Origin of the sequence: Mycolicibacterium brisbanense, assembly GCF_001570425.1 — a bacterium.
Classification (GTDB): Bacteria; Actinomycetota; Actinomycetes; order Mycobacteriales; family Mycobacteriaceae; genus Mycobacterium; species Mycobacterium brisbanense.
In genome coordinates this window covers 37,216-57,648 of sequence record NZ_BCSX01000022.1, presented here as the reverse complement: position 1 = coordinate 57,648, position 20,433 = coordinate 37,216, and the positions used below count along the sequence as shown (strand labels likewise).

Genomic DNA, 20,433 nt, shown 5'->3' with positions numbered 1-20,433 from the left:
TCCTTGTCGAAATTCACGCGGTCGCGTAGCGATTGGCGGGACGGTCCAGGCCGAGCAGGCCGCGCAGTGTCGCGGCCTCATAGCGGTCGCGGAACAATCCGCGCCGCTGTAGTTCGGGCACCAGCGCCCGAGTGATCTGAAGCAGATCGTGCGGGACTGTGGCCGGACGCAAACGAAAACCGGCTGCGCCGGCGGCGTGCCACTGCTCTATCAGGTCGGCGAGGCCGGTTGGCGTCCCGGTGAAAATCTCTGCATCACTGACATATTCGGCTCCGGCGAGTTCATCCAGCCGGCTGCGGCGCGAACGCGCGGCGTCGGCGCCGTCATCGAGGAACACCACCAGATCGGCGAATACTCGCACCGGCGCGGCGTCAGGAGCACGCAGCGCCGCGATACCGGCGACCAGATCGGTGACCTCGGCGGCATTGTGCGGGGTCACGAATCCGATGTCGGCGCTCGACGCGATCAGCGCGTAGGCGGGGTCGACGTGTGCGAGCGCAGCCACGATCGGCTGCCCCTGCGGCGGTCGCGGCGTGATCGAGGGGCCTTTCACCGAAAACTGGGCGCCGCTGAAGTCGATGTAGTGCAACTTGTTCCGGTCGATGAAGCGTCCGGTGGCCACATCGCGGATCTCGGCATCGTCTTCCCAGCTGTCCCACAGCCTGCGCAGCACCTCGACGTAGTCGGTGGCCTCACCGAAGAGTTCGTCGACGAGCCCGGCTGATCTTGCGGGCAGTTGGCGCCGCCCGAAGTGCGCGGCGATGTCGGGGCGCGCGGAGACCTGAACCCGTACCCCCGCCCGCCCCGAGCTCACGTAGTCGAGGGTGGCGATGGCCTTCGACGCGTGGAACGGTTCGGTGTGCGTGGTGATGACGGTGGGTACCAGCCCGATGTGCTTGGTGTGCGGTGCGACCCGGGCCGCGATCAGCACTGCGTCGAGCCGGCCGCGAACGCGATCGGTCCGACGATCGGGACGCCCCGGATGGTCGGACTGCAGCCCGAGCGAATCTTCGATGGTGACGAAGTCCAGCAATGCCGTCTCGGCTGCGGTTACCAGGTCGGCCCAGTATTGGGCGGTGAACAGATCGGTGGGGCGGGCGTCGGGCTCGCGCCACGACGCCGGGTGCCACCCGGTGCCGTCGAGTGCGACGGCGATATGGGGTGCGGCCACGGAAGGTCCTCGCTTTCGGTCGCGATCTTTGGCGGCAACGCGACCGGGTGGATCGATAATCCCCGCCGTCGCCTCACACGAGTGTCCAACCGGCCGTGACCTGGTCTCCAGGGATCGGCGCACGGTGAGGCGAAGTCGGCAGGGCCGGCGTCCGAAGAGGATCGGGGCCGGCTCATTCGCCCGGCGGGGGCACCACCAGGTCGTCCCAGATCGCGGTTATCTCGACGGTGCCGCCGATGACGGCGCGCAGCACGGTGGCGGCGTAGTGGCGCAACGTGTCGCCGTCTTCGAGGTACGTGCGATCGCGGGGAGCGGTGCCGACCCCGATCAGGTGGACATAGACCGCGGCGAGTCGGGAGTCCGTGATATCCAACTCGACATCGGCGACGGCTGCGGTCATCGCGGCGGCGCGTTCGGCCAGTGCCCAGGTCAGGAATTTGGCGAGGGCGATGTGGCTGACGCTGATGCCGGTGCGGGTGGTGCGGATGAGTGTGGCTCGACGCGGCAGATTGGCGATGCGATGGGCAATACCGGCGCGCAGCTGCGTGAGTGTTGATCCGGTCTGGGCCCAGCGGTCTTCGAGTGCAGCGGTGGAGTCCTGCTGTAGACCGGCGAGCCGGCGGGTCGCGTCGGCGATCCACGCCGCGGCCTCGGTCGTGGCGTCATCGTCTGCGGTTGCCGGGCCCATTGGTCGTCCAGTGTGACCCGCTGCGACATCAGCTGTCACGCTCGCGGGCGGTACGTCGACGGTGCGGTGCGTCATGGTCGGAACTCCTGTAGCGCTTCAGCGAGCCGTTTCCGAGTTCGCTGCAACTGGCCTCTGACTGACCCTTCGGTGGTGTGGAGCACCGTGGCGATCTCGGCCACCGGCATGTCATAGATCTCGCGTAGCCACCATGCTGCGCGGGCTGGATAGGTTAGCTGAGCCAGTTCGCGGTGCAGTGCCGCCAGGAAGTCGGTACCGAGAGCCTGCTGGCCTGGATCCGGGCGGCAGTCGGGGGTGTCGAAGACAGAATCCAGGTCGGTCTGCGGGCGTCGGCGGCGCATCGCGTCGATGGTTTTCCGAGTCGCCAGCGAATACAGCCAGGTGCGGAATTGTGACCGGAATGCGAAGGTTGGAAGCGATTTCCACGCGGCAATGAAGGTTTCTTGGACGATGTCGTCGCATTCGGCGGTTTCCGGGTAGGTGTTCGCGACGAACCGCAGCAACGCCGGTCCGTGCCGGACCACCAGCGCATCGAAGGCCGTGCTGTCACCGCGTTGGGCGCGTCGGGCGAGGGTGTCGTCGGGCAGTGACTCCAGCAAGTCATCTGCGTGCATTACCACATCACCCCCCGGGTTCGGACACGATTGTGTTCTGTATCTCGTTTGCGTGCGGACTGCGCGCAGGTGCCCGACAAACCGATTGTGCCTGACGATGCGTCCGGCGAGACCAACGAATGAAGGAGCAGCTGATGACCGCCCCCACCGAGACTCGTGAAGTTAGCTCGAACGCGCACGCCGGACAGTCCGGCAAGGCTCTGCAGAAGCTGGCCACCGACCACGGCGTCACCACCATCGCCGACATCGTGGTCTCCAAGATCGCCGGGATCGCGACCCGCGAGGTCGACGGTGTGTACGACCTGGGCGGGCAGGCCGCCCGGGTGGTCGGCAAGCTGCGGGAATCACTGCCGGGATCACCGAGCTTGACGCAGGGCGTGAGCGTCGAGGTCGGTGAACGCCAGGCCGCGATCGACATCGGCATCGTCGCCGAGTACGGCGTGGCCATCCATGACCTCGCCGACGGCATCCGCACCAACGTCATCTCCGCGGTGGAGAACATGACGGGCTTGGAAGTGACGGAAGTCAACATCACCATCCACGATGTCCATTTCGCCGACGACGACGATGACAGCAGTGCCCGCGCCGGCGAGCCCCGCGTCCAGTGACCGAACCGACGATCGGTGATCGGGTCGACCGGGTGGTAGCCGCGGTGACCGCCGTCGACGGTGTGGTCGGGTTGCACAGCGGCCTGGGTGTGCCCGCCACATACCTGCCAGGACGCACCATCGGGGGAGTGCGCCTGAACAGTGATGGCGGTCAGGTGCACGTGGTCCTCGAACTGCGGGGAGTGCTGCTCGAGACGGCGGAGAAGGTCCGGCAGGCCGCGACATCGGCGGCAGGCGTGCCCGTCGATGTCGTCGTCGGCGACGTCGTCGCGGTCACCGGGTCGACGAAGCGGACGCGGTGACCGACGTACGGCGCGCCCGCCGCGCGGCCATCCGGCGTCACCATCCTGATGCGGGAGGCTCGGCGCCGGCCTTGATGGCGGCACTGGCAGCACTGGACGACCCGCGCTGTGGACGCGCGGTGATCCGCGTGCACCGCACCCGGCGGGGCCGGTGGGCGGCATTTCTGACGCGCCACCGCCGCGGCCACCGGCGCGTAAAAGCTTTGCAGGAGAGGACTACACGATGAACACAAAACACACCGCCATCGGTCTTGTCGTCGGCGTGCTGCTGGCGATCGCGGCGGTCGCCGGCGGGATGCTCGGCCTGCTGCTGGCGGTCGTGCTCGGCGGCGCCGGCGCTGCCATCGGCGCCCATCTCGACGGGACCATCGACCTGACCGCACTTGGTCGCCGGCCCAGGAGCTGACGGTGGGATCGCTGATCACCCCGTCGCCGGGCCCACCGGCTTCACGGGGACGCACCGTGATCGCCGATCGAGTCCGGCGACGATTGATCGAGCGTGCGGTGTTGTCGGTAGACGGCGTCGCGCATCGGCGCGCCATCGTGCCCGGGCGTACTCTGCCGTCGATCACTGTGCGCGGCGCAGGGCATTCGTCACTGACGGTCGATGTCGAGATCGCGGCCCGCTGGCCCGTCGACACCGCAACTGTCGTCGAGGATGTTCGCGGTGCCGTGGCTCGCGAGTTGGCAACACTGGCAGAACATCCCGCCCGGATCGGCGTGGAGATCACCCGTATCGACACCGACCGGACGCCGGCACAGGTCGCCGACGCGTATGCCGCCGACGATTGCGCTGAGGGCGCGGCGGGAGCGCCTGCGGCGCCGACACGTCATTCGCCACGCCGGATTGCGGGCTCGACCATTACCGGCGTGCTCATCGCATTGGCACTGGTGGCCGTTGGATGTATCGCGATTCGCGATACTGCGGTCGCAGCAGGCTGGATCACCGGTGGTGCATGGATCAGCCCGGCGCTGCACTGGGCGCCACGAGCGCATTGGCAGTGGTGGGTATGGCCGTCGGCGGTCTTGGGTGTCGGAGTGGGGCTGACATTGCTCGTGGTTGCGCTCAAACCCCGCCGCCGCACCCATGTTCATGTCGGTGACGGCGTCTGGGTTCCGCGCGCCATGGCGCACCAGTGGACGGACGACGATGTCGTGCCACCGCTCGTGGACGTCGAGGCAGGTGCGCGATGACACCAACACTGCGAGTAGTCGACAGACTTCTCACCGGGCTGGTGGCGGCGATGTTGCTCGGCGGTTCGGTCTGGCTGATCGGATATGGTGCCAACGTCGCCGCCGCGCACCGAGCGGCGGAGCGGCTCGATCCCGGTGCCATCGGCGCCGTCGGCGACTGGCATTGGTGGCCAACGGTTCTCGGGGCCGCCGGAGTGGTCGCGGTGCTGCTCGGGACGTGGCTTGTGCTCCTGCATCTGCGGCCCCGCACTGTACGATCACTGCAAACATCTTCGGGCGCAGTAGATCTGGCTCGCATCGCGCAAGCCGCTGCAGAGGACCTGGGCCGCCATCCTGCGGTGCAGTTCAGTAAAGGCGTCACCCGGGCAGAGGGCGGACGGCCCATCGTGCGTGTCTCGGTCGGTGTGGCGCCCTCCACCCCGTCAGCCGAAATCCGTCGACTGGCCCGTCGGGTCGGGGCTGACGTGCGGTCCGCGGCTGCCGGCGATGTCGACGTCCAGGTGGTGATAGCTCCCGTGGCCGCGCACAAGGTGCGATCACAGGTCACCTGAGAACGTCCAGTGCAGCGTATGACGAGGGGACTGCACTGGATCCAAAGTAGTTGGGGCGACATGCATTCGCATTCAACCCAACCCCATTGGTAGCGGAGCAACGCTGCCACCAACGAGAGGAAACACCGAATGGGAATCGCCGACGACGCACAGAACACCGCGGCCGACCTGAAAGGACGCGCCAAAGAAGCCGCCGGGGCCGTCACCGGAAACGACGACCTCAAGGCTGAAGGCCAGGCCGATCAGGCTGTGGCCGCCGTCAAAGATGCGATCGCTGACGCCGCCGACAAGATCAAAGACGGTATCGACGCGGTCAAAGACAAGCTGACCGGTAGCTCATAACGGCGCTCACACGGTGCCGGGTCGCCTGATCGGGCGTCCCGGCACCAGAGTGCATGCGCGAGCGGCGTTGCCTGCGCAATTGAGCAAAAGGGGAGGACCCTCATCAATGGCTGTACGCATCGTCGTTCTGTCGTTTTGGATCATGGTCGCCATCATCGGCTACGCCACAGGACACTCCTGGTTGATGGTGATAAGTCTGGTTGCCTTCGCGCTCAACAGCGCAGTCGCGTTGAGTCGCTGGCCGTCCGACCCGCCATGAGGCGCGATCACTCGTGAGGAGGTCCACGAAGGCTGATCGGAGCCATTAAGGATCGTAATCCAACTCCGGCGTTCAACCACATACCGTATGGACTCCTTGGTGCCGTTACAAAGGAGTTCACACATGACGCAGCTCGCCCAGGACATCGAGGTGGTGACGCTCGGTGACCGCGACATCACGATCGAGGAGTTCGTCGCCGTGGCGCGCCATCGCGCCCGGGTCGAATTCGCGCCCGCCTATGTCGGCCGGGTCCTGCACTCGCGCAAGCTGACCGAGCGATTTCTCGCCGAGAACCGGCTGGTCTACGCCGTGACCACCGGATTCGGTGACAACGTTTACGGGCGCTGGATCGGCCACAGTGAACCGCTGAGCCGGCTGATGAAAAGGCATCGAATGGACGTTGAACTGTTTCAACCTTTATCTGCTGCGGCGGCTCGGACGGTGAGCGCCATCGACACACCAGCGATTATTGCTGCGACGCGAAGTGCTTCCAGGATCGTCTCGCGCTCAACACCTGACTCCCGGAGGACGCGCTCGTGTGCGCTGACGCAATGCCCACACCCGTTGATTGCGGATACGGCGAGTGCCCAAAGCTCGAACTGTGTCTTTTCGACACCGGGATTGGCGATGATGTTCATGCGCAGGCCGACTCGCAGGTCGTCGTACCGTCCGTCCAGAAATCCGCGTGCGCGGTAGAAGACGTTGTTCATGCCCATGATGGACGCGGCTCCCAGTGCTGCATCGTAGGCGTGTCTCGGTAAGACTTCGGCTGCATCGGTGGCGATGTCGGCCAAGACGGTGTCGTTACGGGCGGCAGCTGCCGAGGCAAGCAATGTGCCCCATAGCTGTTGCTGGTTTAGGGCGGTCGATCGGCGAATCGATCCGAGATTGAGTTTGAGGTCTTTTGCGTACTCGGGTAGGCGGTCTTTCAGATTCTCGATGGTCATCGTAGCGATGTCAGGCGTTCTCGGTGAGCAGCGCGCGTGTGTCGATGGTGGGGTCGCCCTTGCGCCAATTGCAAGCGCACAATTCGTCGGACTGGAGGGCGTCGAGAACTCTTAGGACTTCGTTGACGTTGCGTCCAACGGAGCCTGAAGTTACTGACACGAACTGCACGGTGTTGTCTGGATCTACGATGAAGGTCGCCCGGTCGGCAACACCGTCCTCATTCAATACGCCCGTAGCGGCGCAGAGTTCGCGCTTGATGTCGCTCAGCATGGGGAACGGTAGATCGCGGAGATCGCCATGCTGTGCTCGCCATTGGAAGTGCACGAATTCGTTGTCGACCGATGCGCCCAGGATCTGGGCGTCGCGGTCGGTGAACTCGTCGTTGAGGCGGCCGAAGGCCGCAATTTCGGTGGGGCAGATAAAAGTAAAGTCCTTGGGCCAGAAGAAGATAACACGCCATTTTTCGGGATGGTCATCACTGGTTACTCTTGTGAAATAGTCGTCAGGTTGGGAAGCGTTGATTGCGCCCAAGTTCCCGCCGATCAGAGCGACGAGGTCGTATGCGGGGAACTGGTCTCCGATGGTCAGTAGTGCCATGGTGATTTCTTTCGTCCGAATCGATTGTCGATGGTGCCGGTCCCGTTGGATTCAAACACCTTGTACTGCAACGATAGTGATGCCTTGGATGCTTGACAACGTGACGTGTGACCCACTTTTCATAATGCGGTAGTCACGTAATAGCGCTGTGGTACAGGGTCTTTCGTATCGATCTAGAAAATTGCGAGTTCTCGTTGCACTTGGTGGACCAGGGCTGCGGTGGCCTGGCGTATGAGACGTGCACTCAGTGTCGGGTCAGAGGAGCAAAGGGGGTCCATGCTGTCCAGCGCAATGACAGCCGTGAACGGGGAGTTGAGGCCGTGGTCGTTGAGGCGGTTGGTGCCGACGATGGCTGCCGAGGGTACCGAGAGCTCGGATGCCAGCGCTGCGACAGCGAAAGGTGCTTTGCCAAGGGCGCTTTGGTCGTCCATGCGGCCCTCGCCGGTCAGGACAAGGGCGGCACCTTCGATGGTCTCGGACGCGCCCAGCATGTCCAGAAAGAGCTCGGCCCCGCGGCGCAAATGTGCACCGAGCAGAAGCCCGGCCCACGCAAGGCCTCCGGCCGCGCCGGCACCGGGGCGCAGGTGCTCGTCTGGTCGGCCGAAGGCGGGTCCGGCGACTGCGGCGAGCTGGTCCAGGGCTGCGGTCAGGCTGTGAACTCCTTGCTCATCGGCGCCTTTTTGTGGACCGAACGTGGCCGCGGCTCCGCGTGGTCCGGTCAACGGCGCATCGACATCGCACGCGACGGTAAGTGTGGTCGTTTTGAGTCGGGGGTCCAGGCCGTCGGTGCAGACAGAGGAGAGGTCTTGTAGGCCAAGGGCATTCGGAGCTATCGGGGTGCCAGTGCGGTCACGCAGCTGTGCGCCGAGCGCGAGGAGCATGCCGGCACCCCCGTCGGTGGTGGCGCTGCCGCCGAGCGCCAGCGTGATGTCACGAAAGCCGAGGTCCAGCAGTCTCGTGATCACCTCACCGACGCCGCGACTGGTTGCCTCGAGTGCTTGAGCGGAACTTGGTCGCGACCCGCGTAGGCCGCAGATGGCGGCGATCTCGATGAGCGCCTGGGTGTTTGAGATGGCGACGGTAGTGATGCTCGGCTGCCCCCACGCGTCGGTGCAGTGGATCTCGCGGCGCGACCAGCCAGTGCGTAGCGCAGTGCCCACGCTACCGTCGCCTCCGTCGGCGATAGGCATGGTGATGCAACGATTCTCCAATCCCGCATCGCGGCATCCCAGCGCCATTGCGGAGGCGACTTGATCAGCGGTGAGGGTGCCTTTGAACTTGTCTGGAGCCAAAACGATATAGGGATGGTGTGCGTTCACGGTTGGCCTCCCATAGCGGTCAGCGGGCGCTGGCCATGAAGTCGACGAGAAATTGCGAGAAGATGACAGCGACGATGATGGAGAACACGAGAAAGCCGAGGGCCCACGTTCGCGCGTTGAGTAGCGGAAGCATTGTCGGCGAACCGTTTTCAGGAATCTGGTCCATGTCAGAGTTCCTTGCGATAGACGATGTCGGTGAGGACGGCTCCGACAGCGCACAGGGTTACGATGATGCCGCAGAATACCCATCCTGCTCCGCCTCCGCCCGATTGGGCGTACCAGTCGTTGACATAGACGAGCAGAAGTACGCCGAGCAGTAGTGCGCAGAGAACGACCAGTGCCGAGAGGCGGCGCAGTTTGGCGGTCCGGGCAGCGCTCAGGTAAGCCTCGATGAGTTCGGTGTCGTTGTCAGGCTGGTGGATCGGTTGAGGGGACATGTGTTTCCTTGCCGGTTATCCGCGCTGGCGGGCGATGTAGGACTTGGGCTCGGTGACGATGAACATGGCACCGAGGACTGTGCAGATGGATCCGATGGTGACGATCAGGCTGAATGGCGCGCCGTAGACGGTCAGCGAGAAAATGGCGATGAAGAAGAAGGCGAGAGTGTTGGTCAGGACGCCGCCGCGGACGGCGCCGGCGTAGGAAATGCCGATGTAGTAACCCATGATCATCCAGATGGCCCAGCCCAAGCCGATGACGGCTCCCATGGCAACCAGGCGGGGTTCTGACCACGCTTGACGGGCGATGTCGCGCCCGGTGGGAAACAGGAGGAACAGCAGTGCGTTCGCGATGAGAAGTTCGAGGAACGCACGCCACCAGAGGAACCCCTCGGCGGGCATGAGGTCGGTTCCGGCGGAGATCGCGAAGCTCTCAAAACCCCATGTCAGTACCGCGACGACGATGATGACCAGACCGGTCGCGAAGTAGACGCCGTGGGTGGGCGCGCCGATCTGCCCGCCGGAGACTGCGAGCCAGATGCCGACGGCGAGGGCGGCGAGCCCGAGGACGGTCGAGGGGCGCAGAATTCGCTCCCGGTACAGCGCGGCACCGATGACCGCCCCGACGACGCCGGCGAGTCCGCCGACTGCTCCTGCCAGTGCGCCGCCGATGAGACCGGAGGCGGCCGCGAAGCACAAGTCACCGACGAAGCCGCCGACGGCGACGAACAGATTCCACCAACTGACTCGGTGCCCAAGGACGCGCAGGATGTCGCGCCACGTACCGCTGACGGCGAGGAACGCCCCGATTCCTAATACGCCGAAGGGCACCTGGAGTGTGGCGACGAGGGCGAAGGCGCCGGTCGGGGCTTCAATGTTGAACGGTGGCGCGGTGACGATGGAGCCGAGGAGGCCGAACGCGAGGCCGAGTGCCGGCGCGGCCAAGACGGCGTAGATCATGCCCATCCGGGTTTTCTTGCCGTCGGCCAGGCGGGAGCGCTCCGCCAGATGCGTTGGGTCTACCGGGTGCAGGTGGGTCATCGCGCGGTGTCCTTGCTGGAGAGTGCCACCGCGGTGGCCATGTCGATGGGAAGACAGTTGTCGAGGTTGAGTTGGTAGGCGACGAGAGGTCGTGCGGATTCGGCGAGGCGGTAGCGGCGCAGAATTTGTCCGCAGTGTTCGCGGTGATCGAGGACGTCGACCCAACCGACGGTGCTCAGTCCGATGAGGTCCTCGCGCAGGCCACGGAGTTCACTGTCGCGGTAGTGCTGGCGCAGCAGCGCGAACAGTTCGTATTCCCAGGCACCTTGGGATCCAAGGTGATAGAGAGTCATGGTGGCCTGGTATTTCGGTGCTGGTTTCATTTTGAAATCCTGGTGATGACAGTGCCGGTAGCCAGGGAGGACCCATGGTTGGACGGCGTCGGAAGGGCGGTCAGCGGCTACGGTGCGGTGTTCGGTTTGGGCATCGCGATGGCATCGAACTGGGCTGCGATGAGGGAAGCTGCTTGCTGGTAAGGCATGTCCCAGAGTTGTTGGTTGAAGATCTCCACTTCGACGTCGCCGGTGTAGCCGGCGGCCAGCACCGCCTGGGTCAACCGCGGCAGATCGATGTGGCCATGTCCCATGACGCCGCGGGCGAGCAGACTGTCGGCGGGCAGAGGGGTGATCCAGTCATTGACTTGGTAGGAGGCGATGCGGCCCTGGGCGCCGGCCCTGGCGATCTGGTCGAAAACCTCAGGGTCCCACCAGATGTGAAAGGCATCCACGACAACCCCGACAGTGTTCGCGGGGAATGGTTCGGCGATGTCCAGGGCTTGACCCAGGGTTGAGATGACGCCTCGGTCGGCGGCATACATCGGGTGCATGGGTTCGACTGCCAGCATTACCCCGGCGCCGTGCGCGTGCTCGACGAGGTGACCGATGGCGTCTTGGACACGCTCGCGTGCGCCACGCAGATCGGTGTCCCGATCGGGCAGACCACCGGCGACCAGGACCAGGACGGCAGCTGATCCTTCGGCTCCCGCGTGTGCGAGAGCCGCAGTTTCGTCGATGGCTCGGCGGTTCTCGTCGAGCGCCGCGGTGCGGGCAGCATGGTCGGAGGCGGTGATGAATCCTCCTCGGCACAGGCTGGAGACGCGCAGACCCGACGCGGCGACCAGCTCGGTTGCTTTCGGCAATCCGACGTCGGCGACGGGTTCTCGCCATAGCCCTATCGATGTGATGCCGGCTTCCGCTGTGGCAGTCAGCGCTTCCTGCAGTGGTGCGTACTTGATGCTGGCCTGGTTGAGCGACAGGCGGGGATGGGCACTCATAGGAACACCCGCATCGGCGAGCGCACGCCATGCACGGTGAGCAGATCCGTCCAGCGCTGCGCAGCCAGTTCGGGGTGCTCCAGTGCGCCTGCCGCATCTGCGAGTTGCACGAGCCGGGACAGGTGCGGCAGGCTGCGAGCCGACTGCAGGCCGTTGACCATGGTGAACGCCGGTTGGTGACCATTGAGCCAGGACAGGAACGCCACTCCGGTCTTGTAGTGCTCGGTGGGTGCGGCGAAGACATGGCGGGCCAACGTCTGGGTGGGGTGCAGCAGCGCCCGGAAGCGGTCCTCGTCGCCGTCGTCCAATGCCGACAACGCGGCCGACGCCACAGGAGCACAGGTGGCGAAAGCGCCGAGCAGGGCATCACAGTGGCCGTCGGCGTCGCCGGCGATGAGATCGACGTAGTTGAAGTCGTCGCCCGTGTACACCCGCACCGATCCGGGCAGTTCCCGGCGCAGAGCGATCTCGGTGCGCCCGTCGAGCAGGCTCACCTTGATCCCCGCGACCCGGTCGAGGTTGTCTTCGATGATCGCGCGCACCGTTGCGCGTGCAACGCTCAGGTCGTTCGACCCGAAGTAGCCCGCCAGCTGTGCGTCGAACGGAGTGCCCAGCCAGTGCAGGATCACCGGCTGCACCGCGCGCGCAAGCACGGCGCCGTAGACGCGGCGGTAGTCCGCAGGATCGTGGGCCGCGCGGGCCAGGTGGCGGCTGGCCATCAGGACTGCTTGGGCTCCCGCGTCTTCGGCGTGGTGGAGCTGCTCGAGGTATGCGCTGATTATCTCGTCGACCGAGATGTCTTGGCTCTCAATGTGATCGGTGTTCACACCGACGACCAGAGCGCCGCCTACCTGTGCTGCCTCGGCAGCGCTACGGGTGATCAATTCGCGTACCGCGGGCGCGTCGAGACCCATGTTGCGTTGCGCGGTATCCATGGCGTCCGCAACGCCGAGGTGCCAGGACCACAGGTGATGGCGGAACGCCATGGTGGCGTCCCAGTCGATGTCGGCCGCAGCTCCTGGCACATTGTTGCCCGCGATCCGGGGCACGACGTGTGCGGCGGCGAAGGCGACCCGCGCGCGGGGGGAGGCGGGCCCTGGATCGCCAACAGCGTTGGACTGCAGCTCGTAGGGCGACACCGTGCCGGATTCGTCGATGAGACTGATGTCGCCCATCACACGCTCACTGCCACGTTGTGCGGAGCCTCGAGGGTCAGTTCGCGCAGCTGTACCCGAGTGCCGGTGCGCGAACTTTGCAGCCCTGCTTCGGCCAGCTGCACTCCGCGCGCGCCGGAAAGGAAGTCGTACGGGTGGGGGGCGTCCTCGACGACGTGGCGGATGAACTGCTCCCACTGCACTTTGAATCCGTTGTCGACGGGGACGTTGTCGGGCACCGTGGTCCAGTCGGCGAGGTAGTTGTGTGTGTCAGGTAGGTCGGGATTCCATACCGGGCGGGGAGTGAGCGTTCGGTGCTGCACTCTGCAGTCGAAGAGTCCTGCGACGGCACTTCCGTGAGTGCCGTCGACCTGGAATTCGACCAGCTCGCGGCGGTTGACCCGTACGGTCCAACTGGAGTTCAGCTGAGCGACGATGCCGCCGGCCAACTCGAAGATGGCGTAGGCGGCGTCGTCTGCGGTGGCGGTGTAGGCGACGCCCGTCTCGTCGACGCGGGCCGGAATATGGGTGCGGGCTGCTGCGTACACCGATTTGACGTTCCCGAACAGGTACTCCAGCACGTAGTTCCAGTGCGGGAACATGTCGACGATGATGCCGCCACCGTCCTCGGCGCGGTAATTCCAGCTTGGGCGCTGCGCGGGTTGCCAGTCCCCTTCGAACACCCAGTAGCCGAATTCTCCACGGACCGAGAGGATTTTCCCGAAGAATCCCGAGTCGATGAGAGTCTTCAGCTTGACCAGTCCGGGAAGGAACAGCTTGTCGTGCACCACGCCGTTCTTGATGCCTGCGCGTTGGGCGCGGCGCGCCAGTTCGAGAGCGGCGTCGAGGCTTTCGGCGGTGGGCTTCTCGGTATAGATCGCTTTGCCGGCGTCGATGGCTTTGTGTAGAGCGGGAACTCGCGCCTTGGTGAGCAGGAAGTCGGCGTAGATATCCCATTGGGGATCGGCGAGGCAGGCGTCCAGGTCAGTCGAGACGTGGGCGATGTTGTGGCGGTCGGCGATCTCCTGGAGTTTCTTGCGGTCGCGACCTACCAGGATGGGCTCGACCTGCACCCGGGTGCGACCGTCGGAGAGCAGCACTCCGCCTTGGTCGCGGATCGGCAGGATCGACCGCGTGAGGTGCTGGCGGTAACCCATCCGGCCCGATGCCCCGTTCATGATGATTCCGATGCGCGATGGTGGCATGAATGGTCCTCCGAGATTACGATTTGGGTAAGCGCTTTCCATAGAAGCATGGGCACCGTGAGGTGCGCAACACCGGTAGTGAAATGTGGGGTGCATGCGCGGTGCGGCCCGCTTCGTGCTCCCATTCGGGGGATAAAATTACTGGGGGATAAGCCGAGATGACGGGGCGGTGATGGACAACAGCGGGGTCACACTGCAGGACGTTGCCGACCGGGCCGGGCTCTCGTTGGCGACGGCATCACGGGTGCTCAACGGCAGTTCCCGCACTGTCGGGGCGGCCGCGGCGGAGAAGATTCGGCGTGCAGCCGCTGACTTGGGTTATGTGTCCAATGGCCCGGCCCAAGCGTTGGCGCGCTCGACGACCTCAGTCGTGGGCCTTGTTGTCCATGAGGTCGACGATCCCTACTTCGCCGCGATCGCCCGCGGCGCGATGACCGTCGCTGCGAGACATGGCTTGCTCACGACGCTGGCGAACACCTTCAATGATCCCGACCGTGAGATCGAGTACGTCAAACGCCTTCAAGCTCAGCGGGTTCGAGGGTTGCTGCTCGCCGGCAGCGGGGTGATCACCGAGGGATACACCGAAGCGCTGGCTGCTGTGCTTGCGGGCTTTGCCCGCGGAGGCGGGCGCATCGCACTGGTCAGTGACCACAATCTGCCGTATCCGGGCGTCTTGCCGGCCAATAAGAACGGCGGGGCCCAGGTCGCCCGGCATCTCCACGATCTCGGCCACCGCAAGGTAGGCATCATTTCTGGCCCCTCGTTCTTGTCGTCGGTCAGCGATCGGCTGTCGGGCTTTACGGGCGCGTGGGAATCTCTCGGGCTCGACGCCTCCCAGATCCCCGTCGTCGGTGGCGATTTCACGCGCAGCGGCGGATTTGCAGCGACCCTCGCCCTGTTCGAGCGCGACCCTGCGATCACGGCCATCTTCGCGCTCAATGACCTGATGGCGGCGGGTGCCTTGGCGGCCCTCGCCGATCCACTCGGGTACCGGGTACCTGCCGAGGTGTCCGTGGTCGGCTTTGACGACCTGTGGATCGCCGCAGACCTCCGCACGCCCTTGACCACGGTGCGGCTACCGCTTGAGGACATGGGCGCGCAGGCGATGGACCTGCTGCTTTCCGCCGAATCCATGGGCGCTGACAAACCCCGAAACATCCACGTGCCGGTGGACCTGGTGGTGCGCTCGAGCACGGCTCCGGCACGCATCGCCGGTCCCTTGGCCTGATCTTCTCTCAGCGCGACCTCGCTATCTCTTTCAGGCATTTTGACGTGACCCTTGCCACATACACCGAAGTGCTCGTATGGTCTGGGGAAAGCGCTTACCAATTGCGGGTGCTCGCCGCGGACGTAGGAAAGGGATCGTTATGGAACACGCTGACGTGCTCATCATCGGCGCCGGGGCGTCCGGAGGTGTTGCTGCCGGAGCGCTGTCCGGCGCCGGCTTCGATGTGCTGTGTCTGGAGCAGGGCAGTTGGCCCGATCGCGCCGACTACCCTGCGCAGCGGCCCACCTACGAGCTGGAGGCCCGTAAGCAGTGGTCGGGTAGTCCCAACATTCGGGGTAATCCGGCGGACTATCCAGTCGATGACAGCGCCTCGGATGTGGCGCCGCTGATGTTCGCCGGTGTCGGCGGGAGCATGGTCCTCTACGCGGGGGACTGGCCTCGATTGCTGCCATCTGATTTCCGAGTGCGCACGCTCGACGGTGTCGCTGATGACTGGCCGTTGCGTTACGCCGACCTGCAACCGTTCTACGAACGCACGGATGTCGCGTTCGGTGTCTCGGGAGTCGAAGGGGACCCGGCATACCCGGAAGGGACCGGTCCACCACTTCCCCCGCTGCCCATCGGGGCGATCGGAACCCGAATGGCAAGGGCCCATGACCAACTCGGCTGGCACTGGTGGCCGGCGGCGCAGGCGGTCCTGTCGGCACCCTATCGCGGCCGGCGACCGTGTGTGCAGATCGGCGCATGCATGCAGGGCTGCCCAGAAGGCGCAAAGGCCTCGACCGACCTGACTCACTGGCCGCAGGCTATCGCGGAGGGTGCCCGGCTCCTCACCGGCGCGCGGGTATCACGGATCGTGATGTCGCCCAACGGTCTTGCCTCGGGCGCGGAATTCGTGCGTCCGGATGGAACATGGGACGCGGCATATGCCGATGTCGTGATCGTCGCGGCCAATGCGATCGGTACACCGCGCATCCTGCTCAACTCCGCTACGGCTGCGCACCCAGATGGACTCGCCAACTCCAGTGGTGCACTTGGACGTCGGTTGATGATGCATCCGTTCGCCAACGTCACTGGGTATTTCGACGACGACATGGCCAGCTGGAATGGTCACGTCGGTGCGAAAATCGCCTGCTACGAATTCTACGAAACCTCCCCAGACCGCGACTTCGTGCGCGGCGCAAAATGGAGTCTGGCGCCCACCGGTGGACCGCTGAACGCGGCGATGCCCACCCGGGCGGGACAAGACGTATGGGGACGGGCCCACCACGATCACGTGCGGCGACACCTGGGCCGCTCCATCAGTTGGGGAATCTTCGGTGAGGACCTACCGGATGTCGATAATCGCGTCACCATCGATGCCACACTTACCGATTCATCCGGGATCCCGGCACCCAAGATCACCTATGCGGTGAGCGAAAACTCCCGACGACTACTCGATTTCCACATCGCGCGAGCTGTGGAGTCGTTGCAGACTGCGGGTGCCTACGACACCGCGGTCGAATCACTCATGCGCTACTCGGGCTGGCATCTTCTCGGCACCGCCCGCATGGGTAATGACCCGCAGACCTCCGTGGTCGACCAGTACGGGCGCACTCACGACATCCCGAACCTCTACATCGTCGATGGCAGTGTTTTCGTGACATCCGGCGGAGTGAACCCGACCAGCACCATCACCGCTCTGGCGCTGCGATCGACCGAGCACATGATCGCCAACCGCCGCGACCAGAAGGTCCCCGCATGATTGTCAGCACAGCTCAGGAGCTTTCGATGAAGACCGGCACCACCACGGCCACCGGCAAACACGACGCGGCAGTTAGCGGCGCGTGCAGGCTCTGGCTGGGCGCCATCGGAGATCTACTCATTCCCGCGGGGGAGCACATGCCCTCGGCAAGCGAGGTCGATGTCAGTACAACCCAACTCGATGTTGTGCTCAACGCCCGGCCTGATCTGATCGAGGATCTGAACACGGCGTGGGCACGGGCCGCGGGGCTACCACCCCAGATGGCGCTGGATCACCTGCGTACGACCTATCCTGTGCTCTACCAATCGCTTTGCCTCATCGTTGCTGGCGGGTACTACGCCCATTCCGACGTGCTCAAGAGGCTCGGTTACACCGGGCAACAACCGCGCACGGTACAGGCCGGTGTCGACATCGATGAGGATCTGCTCGAGCGAGTCATCGAACGCGGACCCCGATTCCGGCAGGCCTGAAACCCCAAGTCCCCGCATCTCACCGTAGGAGCATTGTGACCAGTACTGACATCCGAACGATCATCACCACCAACCCGGCCACCGGCGAGCCCTTGGCGCACTACCCTGCACACGACGACGCCGCAATCGAAGAGGCAGTCGACCACGTCCACGAGACGGGCCTGAAATGGCGAGGCGTAGCTGTTCCTGAACGCGCCCGGCTACTGGGCACCGTCGCTGACGTCCTGGTGCATCGCCGCGAGGAGCTGGCTGCCCAAATCACGCTCGAAATGGGCAAACCCATAACGGAAGCGACTGCCGAAGTCGACAAGTGCATCTGGCAGTGTCGGCAGTATGCACAGGACGGCGCAAGCTACCTGCGGCCGGAGGGCCTCGATGTGTCCGCGCAGTCCTGCCGCGCTGTGTACGAGCCGCTGGGCGTCGTTCTCGCTGTCATGCCGTGGAATTTCCCGCTATGGCAGGTTTTCCGGTTCGCCATCCCGGCCCTGCTCGCCGGAAACACCGTGCTGCTCAAGCACGCCGCCAACGTCACCGGCAGCGCTCTGGCGATCGAGTCGGTACTGCGGGCCGCCCAACTGCCGGCCGGGGTGTTGCGCACTTTGGTCGTTGAGGAATCCGAGGTACCCAACGTCGTCGCCCGGCTCATCGCGGACCGCCGTATGGCTGCGGTCACCCTCACCGGGTCGACGCGTGCAGGCGCCTACGTAGCGTCGGCCGCCGGCCTCGCTCTGAAAAAGAGCGTCCTCGAACTAGGCGGATCCGACCCCTTCGTAGTACTGGCAGACGCCGACGTCGATACCGCGGCTGTGCACGCCGCGAAATCGCGATTTATGTGCGCAGGCCAGACCTGCATCGCAGCCAAACGTCTCATCATTCATCGCGATATAGCCGATCAGTTCGAATCGAAGTTCGTCGCCGCGGTCAACGCACTCACTGTCGGCGATCCGCTGGATCCGAGCACCACCGTCGGTCCACTGGCCCGGCCGGACATCCTCGATCAGGTGCAGCGGCAGATCGAGCAGTCCGTAAGTCGGGGAGCCACAGTACTGACCGGCGGCCACCGGCTCGATCGCCCGGGAAACTTTTACGCGCCCACCGTGCTCACCGATGTCACCGACGATATGCCGGTGGTATCGGAAGAGACCTTCGGACCCGTCGCCGCTGTGATCCGGGTGGATGACGACGATCAGGCGATCCAGGTGGCCAATTCCACCGAATACGGCTTGGCGGCAAGCGTTTGGTCTTGCGACGTGAACCGTGCGCGCACGGTTGGCGAGCGCATCGAATCTGGGGTGCTGTTCATCAACTCCATGGTGACCTCGGACCCGCGAGTGCCGTTCGGAGGTATCAAACGCAGCGGGTACGGCCGCGAACTCGGCGCTGCGGGCGTGCGCGAATTCACCAACCTCCGCACAATCTGGGTCAAATGAACTGACGCTCGGGCCTTCAGGTGGCCGCCAGTCTGGCTTACTTTGTCGTGAAATCAGGGTGCGTCAGCGAGTTGCCCCAGCCAGGCATGATCGGGATAGAGCCGGCCGATCCAACCGGCGAGTCGGGTTCTGGCTGCATCGGTCAAATGCGGTGCGACACGGTCGAAGTCGTTTTGATCCTTGGGGTCGGCGCGGCGCGCCTTGAACAGCAGAGCCACCTCGGGGACGAGATACGGCATACCGTCGCGGTGACCGATCACCTCGTCGTAGGGCAGCGTGATGGACGGGTCGCGGCGGCACACCCATCGGCCGCCGGTGTGCGGCTCGCGGAAGACGTCCAGGTGGTAGTGGCCGCTGGCGGGATCACGGCACCACGTCTGATGAAGGTCGGGATGCTCACCCGCGACGGCGTACGGCCAGAGTTGCCCGGCGCCGGCGACATCCCACTCGAAGCTAGGCAACGCGTGGACGATCTCCGGGAAATCCTGGCGCGGAACGGCGATCTCGATGTCGGCACGGAGCCGCGGTGTACCGCCGAGGTAGAGGTCGATCGCCCAGCCACCGGCCACACACCACGGAGCGCGAACGTGTGCGAGGCGCTCGGTCACCTCGCCCGGGGTCCATGGCGCCCACAGCCGGTCGAGTTCATCGGCTGACGGCCTGCGTCCGTCGGGCGGAAGTGCTTCGTGTGGTTCGGAATTCGTCATCGCGGTTCAGGCTATCTCGGCGGGTTTCACCAGCTGGAGAACGTCGATGTCGACGCCAGGTAGTCGAGTTTGCGGCGAATGCCGTTGAGTTCCCGGCCGATGCTGCGCAGCGCGGTGCGGTCCTGGGGCGACAGCATTGACAGCTCGACCCGGTCCTCGAACTCGCCGCGGCGGCTTCCAGGCACGTCAGCATTCCATCGGGCCGCCCGCACCCGCCAGCGGATGCTCGATCCGATGGCATGGCACTTGTCGAGTTCCCTCGCGTCGAGACTGTCGAGATAGGTGCTGGCCGCCCCATCCCGCAGCCGAGCGCGGGTGCTCAGGACATCTGATCCGCAACTGAGTGCCGCCCATCGGGAGATTCGCACGACGGGGTCCACCGCGGCGAGCTTGATGTCGACACCGTCGTCGGCGGTGGTGAGGAGTCGTAGCCGCGACGGCACGTGCGCGCGGACATAGGTCGCGTCCTGCAACATGGCGGCCAACGCCGCCGGCTGCGCTCGCGCCGCCGTCCCGGCCTGACCACGGAGGTCGGGACCGGCGGTGACCGGTGACGCATCGGCCAGCAGGCCGATCATCACCACTCCGCGGTCGGCGGCGGGGTCCGCGGCCCAGTAGCTGATCGCGTCGGCCCACTCGCGGGCCGTGCGGTTGAACCGCGCCCGCGCGGCGACCGCGCCGTTGTCGTCGCCGCGGAAGCCGCAGGCGCCGAGCAGTTCGTGAACTCGTGCCGCGTGGGAGAGGGCGGCCTCGGGCATGGTGTCATCCGCCCGGACGAACAACGTTTCGAGATCCGAGCCGGGTAACGCGTCGCCGCGTCCGACGCTGCCCGAGGCGTACCAGACACCGCCCTCCGTACCCACCAGCCGTGCCGCAGCGCTCAGAGCTGTTCGGACCAGCGACGACCAGCTGTCTGCCACCCTGGCAGCGCCGGCTCTCGCGGCGATGAATTCGGCGACGGCTTCGTGCGCGTGGCCGGCCCCGCTGAGCAGGTCCTGCTCGCTTGCCGCAGCAGCCATGCGGCGGCGTGCCGGCTCCAGCGGGTCATCGGACATACGGGCGATTCTGACAGGCCGCGGTCTGTGAGTGTTCGGCAACCAAACCCTTACTGACGGCTACATGAACGAAACATC

Annotated in this window: 26 protein-coding genes and 1 pseudogene; 12 read left to right on the top strand and 15 right to left on the bottom strand. The window is 65.1% G+C overall.

Going from position 1 to position 20,433, the window contains the following annotated elements:
* Nucleotides 1-13: 13 nt before the first annotated feature.
* The 3 genes from RMCB_RS12270 to RMCB_RS12260 form a co-directional block, all read right to left on the bottom strand.
* Nucleotides 14-1,171 (bottom strand): LLM class flavin-dependent oxidoreductase, encoded by a 1,158-nt coding sequence (locus tag RMCB_RS12270; RefSeq protein ID WP_062828991.1) that lies wholly within the window; start codon nucleotides 1,169-1,171, stop codon nucleotides 14-16.
* Nucleotides 1,172-1,343: 172 nt separating this feature from the next.
* Nucleotides 1,344-1,934, bottom strand: coding sequence for a hypothetical protein (locus RMCB_RS12265; protein ID WP_234792088.1), 591 nt, complete (start codon nucleotides 1,932-1,934; stop codon nucleotides 1,344-1,346).
* Complete coding sequence (locus RMCB_RS12260; protein ID WP_062828989.1) at nucleotides 1,931-2,491, bottom strand: RNA polymerase sigma factor; 561 nt, start codon at nucleotides 2,489-2,491, stop codon at nucleotides 1,931-1,933. Before RMCB_RS12260 ends, RMCB_RS12265 begins: the two co-directional genes overlap by 4 nt.
* A gap of 134 nt (nucleotides 2,492-2,625) precedes the next feature.
* Between RMCB_RS12260 and RMCB_RS12255 the strand changes: the two genes are divergently transcribed.
* From RMCB_RS12255 to RMCB_RS36970, 8 genes and pseudogenes are all read left to right on the top strand, one after another.
* The gene (locus RMCB_RS12255; protein WP_062829039.1) at nucleotides 2,626-3,099 is read left to right on the top strand and encodes an Asp23/Gls24 family envelope stress response protein; all 474 of its coding nucleotides are present in this window, start codon (nucleotides 2,626-2,628) and stop codon (nucleotides 3,097-3,099) included.
* Nucleotides 3,096-3,401 carry a hypothetical protein gene (locus RMCB_RS12250; RefSeq protein WP_062828988.1) on the top strand — a complete coding sequence of 102 codons (306 nt, stop codon included), beginning with the start codon at nucleotides 3,096-3,098 and terminating at the stop codon, nucleotides 3,399-3,401. Before RMCB_RS12255 ends, RMCB_RS12250 begins: the two co-directional genes overlap by 4 nt.
* 223 nt (nucleotides 3,402-3,624) lie before the next feature.
* Nucleotides 3,625-3,807 carry a hypothetical protein gene (locus RMCB_RS12240; protein ID WP_062828987.1) on the top strand — a complete coding sequence of 61 codons (183 nt, stop codon included), beginning with the start codon at nucleotides 3,625-3,627 and terminating at the stop codon, nucleotides 3,805-3,807.
* A 14-nt stretch (nucleotides 3,808-3,821) separates the two neighbouring features.
* Entirely contained in the window at nucleotides 3,822-4,595 is a 774-nt protein-coding gene (locus RMCB_RS12235; protein ID WP_063979608.1) for a hypothetical protein, read from the top strand.
* Nucleotides 4,592-5,146 carry a hypothetical protein gene (locus RMCB_RS12230; RefSeq protein ID WP_062828985.1) on the top strand — a complete coding sequence of 185 codons (555 nt, stop codon included), beginning with the start codon at nucleotides 4,592-4,594 and terminating at the stop codon, nucleotides 5,144-5,146. Before RMCB_RS12235 ends, RMCB_RS12230 begins: the two co-directional genes overlap by 4 nt.
* Before the next feature lie 129 nt (nucleotides 5,147-5,275).
* Nucleotides 5,276-5,488: a CsbD family protein gene (locus tag RMCB_RS12225; protein ID WP_062828984.1), complete on the top strand. Its 213-nt coding sequence runs from the start codon at nucleotides 5,276-5,278 to the stop codon at nucleotides 5,486-5,488.
* 106 nt (nucleotides 5,489-5,594) lie between these two features.
* A complete protein-coding gene (locus RMCB_RS36040) occupies nucleotides 5,595-5,747 on the top strand; it encodes a hypothetical protein (protein WP_165606282.1) in 153 nt (50 codons plus the stop codon).
* Between the two features lie 87 nt (nucleotides 5,748-5,834).
* Nucleotides 5,835-6,131 (top strand): annotated as a pseudogene (locus RMCB_RS36970) (aromatic amino acid lyase); the annotation flags it as partial.
* Between the two features lie 26 nt (nucleotides 6,132-6,157).
* On the opposite strand, the gene RMCB_RS12215 reads toward RMCB_RS36970, so the two are convergent.
* The 10 genes from RMCB_RS12215 to RMCB_RS12180 form a co-directional block, all read right to left on the bottom strand.
* Nucleotides 6,158-6,694 carry an alkylhydroperoxidase, AhpD family gene (locus tag RMCB_RS12215; RefSeq protein ID WP_062828982.1) on the bottom strand — a complete coding sequence of 179 codons (537 nt, stop codon included), beginning with the start codon at nucleotides 6,692-6,694 and terminating at the stop codon, nucleotides 6,158-6,160.
* 10 nt (nucleotides 6,695-6,704) lie between these two features.
* Complete coding sequence (locus tag RMCB_RS12210; protein WP_062828981.1) at nucleotides 6,705-7,292, bottom strand: peroxiredoxin; 588 nt, start codon at nucleotides 7,290-7,292, stop codon at nucleotides 6,705-6,707.
* Between the two features lie 173 nt (nucleotides 7,293-7,465).
* A complete protein-coding gene (locus tag RMCB_RS12205) occupies nucleotides 7,466-8,611 on the bottom strand; it encodes a glycerate kinase (protein ID WP_062828980.1) in 1,146 nt (381 codons plus the stop codon).
* Nucleotides 8,612-8,630: 19 nt separating this feature from the next.
* Complete coding sequence (locus RMCB_RS36035; RefSeq protein WP_157680315.1) at nucleotides 8,631-8,777, bottom strand: hypothetical protein; 147 nt, start codon at nucleotides 8,775-8,777, stop codon at nucleotides 8,631-8,633.
* Nucleotide 8,778: 1 nt separating this feature from the next.
* Complete coding sequence (locus tag RMCB_RS35820; protein WP_029367531.1) at nucleotides 8,779-9,048, bottom strand: hypothetical protein; 270 nt, start codon at nucleotides 9,046-9,048, stop codon at nucleotides 8,779-8,781.
* Between the two features lie 15 nt (nucleotides 9,049-9,063).
* Complete coding sequence (locus RMCB_RS12200; RefSeq protein ID WP_062828979.1) at nucleotides 9,064-10,089, bottom strand: hypothetical protein; 1,026 nt, start codon at nucleotides 10,087-10,089, stop codon at nucleotides 9,064-9,066.
* Complete coding sequence (locus RMCB_RS12195) at nucleotides 10,086-10,412, bottom strand: hypothetical protein (protein WP_062828978.1); 327 nt, start codon at nucleotides 10,410-10,412, stop codon at nucleotides 10,086-10,088. Before RMCB_RS12195 ends, RMCB_RS12200 begins: the two co-directional genes overlap by 4 nt.
* Before the next feature lie 77 nt (nucleotides 10,413-10,489).
* The gene (locus RMCB_RS12190; RefSeq protein ID WP_062828977.1) at nucleotides 10,490-11,362 is read right to left on the bottom strand and encodes a sugar phosphate isomerase/epimerase family protein; all 873 of its coding nucleotides are present in this window, start codon (nucleotides 11,360-11,362) and stop codon (nucleotides 10,490-10,492) included.
* Entirely contained in the window at nucleotides 11,359-12,537 is a 1,179-nt protein-coding gene (locus tag RMCB_RS12185; RefSeq protein ID WP_062829038.1) for a dihydrodipicolinate synthase family protein, read from the bottom strand. Before RMCB_RS12185 ends, RMCB_RS12190 begins: the two co-directional genes overlap by 4 nt.
* Nucleotides 12,537-13,721: a Gfo/Idh/MocA family protein gene (locus tag RMCB_RS12180; protein ID WP_062828976.1), complete on the bottom strand. Its 1,185-nt coding sequence runs from the start codon at nucleotides 13,719-13,721 to the stop codon at nucleotides 12,537-12,539. The genes RMCB_RS12185 and RMCB_RS12180 overlap by 1 nt, the downstream gene beginning before the upstream one ends.
* A 172-nt stretch (nucleotides 13,722-13,893) precedes the next feature.
* Between RMCB_RS12180 and RMCB_RS12175 the strand changes: the two genes are divergently transcribed.
* From RMCB_RS12175 to RMCB_RS12160, 4 genes are all read left to right on the top strand, one after another.
* Nucleotides 13,894-14,949 carry a LacI family DNA-binding transcriptional regulator gene (locus RMCB_RS12175; protein ID WP_062828975.1) on the top strand — a complete coding sequence of 352 codons (1,056 nt, stop codon included), beginning with the start codon at nucleotides 13,894-13,896 and terminating at the stop codon, nucleotides 14,947-14,949.
* Nucleotides 14,950-15,088: 139 nt separating this feature from the next.
* Nucleotides 15,089-16,693: a GMC oxidoreductase gene (locus RMCB_RS12170; RefSeq protein ID WP_062828974.1), complete on the top strand. Its 1,605-nt coding sequence runs from the start codon at nucleotides 15,089-15,091 to the stop codon at nucleotides 16,691-16,693.
* Nucleotides 16,690-17,163, top strand: a complete 474-nt coding sequence (locus RMCB_RS12165; RefSeq protein ID WP_131805515.1) for a hypothetical protein — start codon at nucleotides 16,690-16,692, stop codon at nucleotides 17,161-17,163. Before RMCB_RS12170 ends, RMCB_RS12165 begins: the two co-directional genes overlap by 4 nt.
* Before the next feature lie 35 nt (nucleotides 17,164-17,198).
* Nucleotides 17,199-18,593, top strand: coding sequence for an NAD-dependent succinate-semialdehyde dehydrogenase (locus RMCB_RS12160; RefSeq protein ID WP_234792086.1), 1,395 nt, complete (start codon nucleotides 17,199-17,201; stop codon nucleotides 18,591-18,593).
* Between the two features lie 53 nt (nucleotides 18,594-18,646).
* Here the strand turns inward: RMCB_RS12160 and RMCB_RS12155 are convergent, their stop codons facing one another.
* A complete protein-coding gene (locus RMCB_RS12155) occupies nucleotides 18,647-19,300 on the bottom strand; it encodes a nucleotidyltransferase domain-containing protein (RefSeq protein ID WP_062828972.1) in 654 nt (217 codons plus the stop codon).
* 26 nt (nucleotides 19,301-19,326) lie between these two features.
* A complete protein-coding gene (locus tag RMCB_RS12150) occupies nucleotides 19,327-20,355 on the bottom strand; it encodes a putative nucleotidyltransferase substrate binding domain-containing protein (protein WP_234792085.1) in 1,029 nt (342 codons plus the stop codon).
* Between the last annotated feature and the right edge of the window lie 78 nt (nucleotides 20,356-20,433).

Bases quoted from the DNA above. Each gene is read 5' to 3' on its own strand.
- RMCB_RS12215 (WP_062828982.1), bottom strand. From the start codon at position 6,694: ATGACCATCGAGAATCTGAAAGACCGCCTACCCGAGTACGCAAAAGAC.
- RMCB_RS12165 (WP_131805515.1), top strand. From the start codon at position 16,690: ATGATTGTCAGCACAGCTCAGGAGCTTTCGATGAAGACCGGCACCACC.
- RMCB_RS12265 (WP_234792088.1), bottom strand. From the start codon at position 1,934: ATGACGCACCGCACCGTCGACGTACCGCCCGCGAGCGTGACAGCTGAT.
- RMCB_RS12150 (WP_234792085.1), bottom strand. From the start codon at position 20,355: ATGTCCGATGACCCGCTGGAGCCGGCACGCCGCCGCATGGCTGCTGCG.
- RMCB_RS12255 (WP_062829039.1), top strand. From the start codon at position 2,626: ATGACCGCCCCCACCGAGACTCGTGAAGTTAGCTCGAACGCGCACGCC.
- RMCB_RS12195 (WP_062828978.1), bottom strand. From the start codon at position 10,412: ATGAAACCAGCACCGAAATACCAGGCCACCATGACTCTCTATCACCTT.
- RMCB_RS35820 (WP_029367531.1), bottom strand. From the start codon at position 9,048: ATGTCCCCTCAACCGATCCACCAGCCTGACAACGACACCGAACTCATC.
- RMCB_RS12240 (WP_062828987.1), top strand. From the start codon at position 3,625: ATGAACACAAAACACACCGCCATCGGTCTTGTCGTCGGCGTGCTGCTG.
- RMCB_RS12155 (WP_062828972.1), bottom strand. From the start codon at position 19,300: ATGACGAATTCCGAACCACACGAAGCACTTCCGCCCGACGGACGCAGG.
- RMCB_RS12180 (WP_062828976.1), bottom strand. From the start codon at position 13,721: ATGCCACCATCGCGCATCGGAATCATCATGAACGGGGCATCGGGCCGG.
- RMCB_RS12170 (WP_062828974.1), top strand. From the start codon at position 15,089: ATGGAACACGCTGACGTGCTCATCATCGGCGCCGGGGCGTCCGGAGGT.
- RMCB_RS12175 (WP_062828975.1), top strand. From the start codon at position 13,894: ATGGACAACAGCGGGGTCACACTGCAGGACGTTGCCGACCGGGCCGGG.
- RMCB_RS12225 (WP_062828984.1), top strand. From the start codon at position 5,276: ATGGGAATCGCCGACGACGCACAGAACACCGCGGCCGACCTGAAAGGA.
- RMCB_RS12260 (WP_062828989.1), bottom strand. From the start codon at position 2,491: ATGCACGCAGATGACTTGCTGGAGTCACTGCCCGACGACACCCTCGCC.
- RMCB_RS36040 (WP_165606282.1), top strand. From the start codon at position 5,595: ATGGCTGTACGCATCGTCGTTCTGTCGTTTTGGATCATGGTCGCCATC.
- RMCB_RS12190 (WP_062828977.1), bottom strand. From the start codon at position 11,362: ATGAGTGCCCATCCCCGCCTGTCGCTCAACCAGGCCAGCATCAAGTAC.
- RMCB_RS12185 (WP_062829038.1), bottom strand. From the start codon at position 12,537: ATGGGCGACATCAGTCTCATCGACGAATCCGGCACGGTGTCGCCCTAC.
- RMCB_RS12230 (WP_062828985.1), top strand. From the start codon at position 4,592: ATGACACCAACACTGCGAGTAGTCGACAGACTTCTCACCGGGCTGGTG.
- RMCB_RS12200 (WP_062828979.1), bottom strand. From the start codon at position 10,089: ATGACCCACCTGCACCCGGTAGACCCAACGCATCTGGCGGAGCGCTCC.
- RMCB_RS36035 (WP_157680315.1), bottom strand. From the start codon at position 8,777: ATGGACCAGATTCCTGAAAACGGTTCGCCGACAATGCTTCCGCTACTC.
- RMCB_RS12210 (WP_062828981.1), bottom strand. From the start codon at position 7,292: ATGGCACTACTGACCATCGGAGACCAGTTCCCCGCATACGACCTCGTC.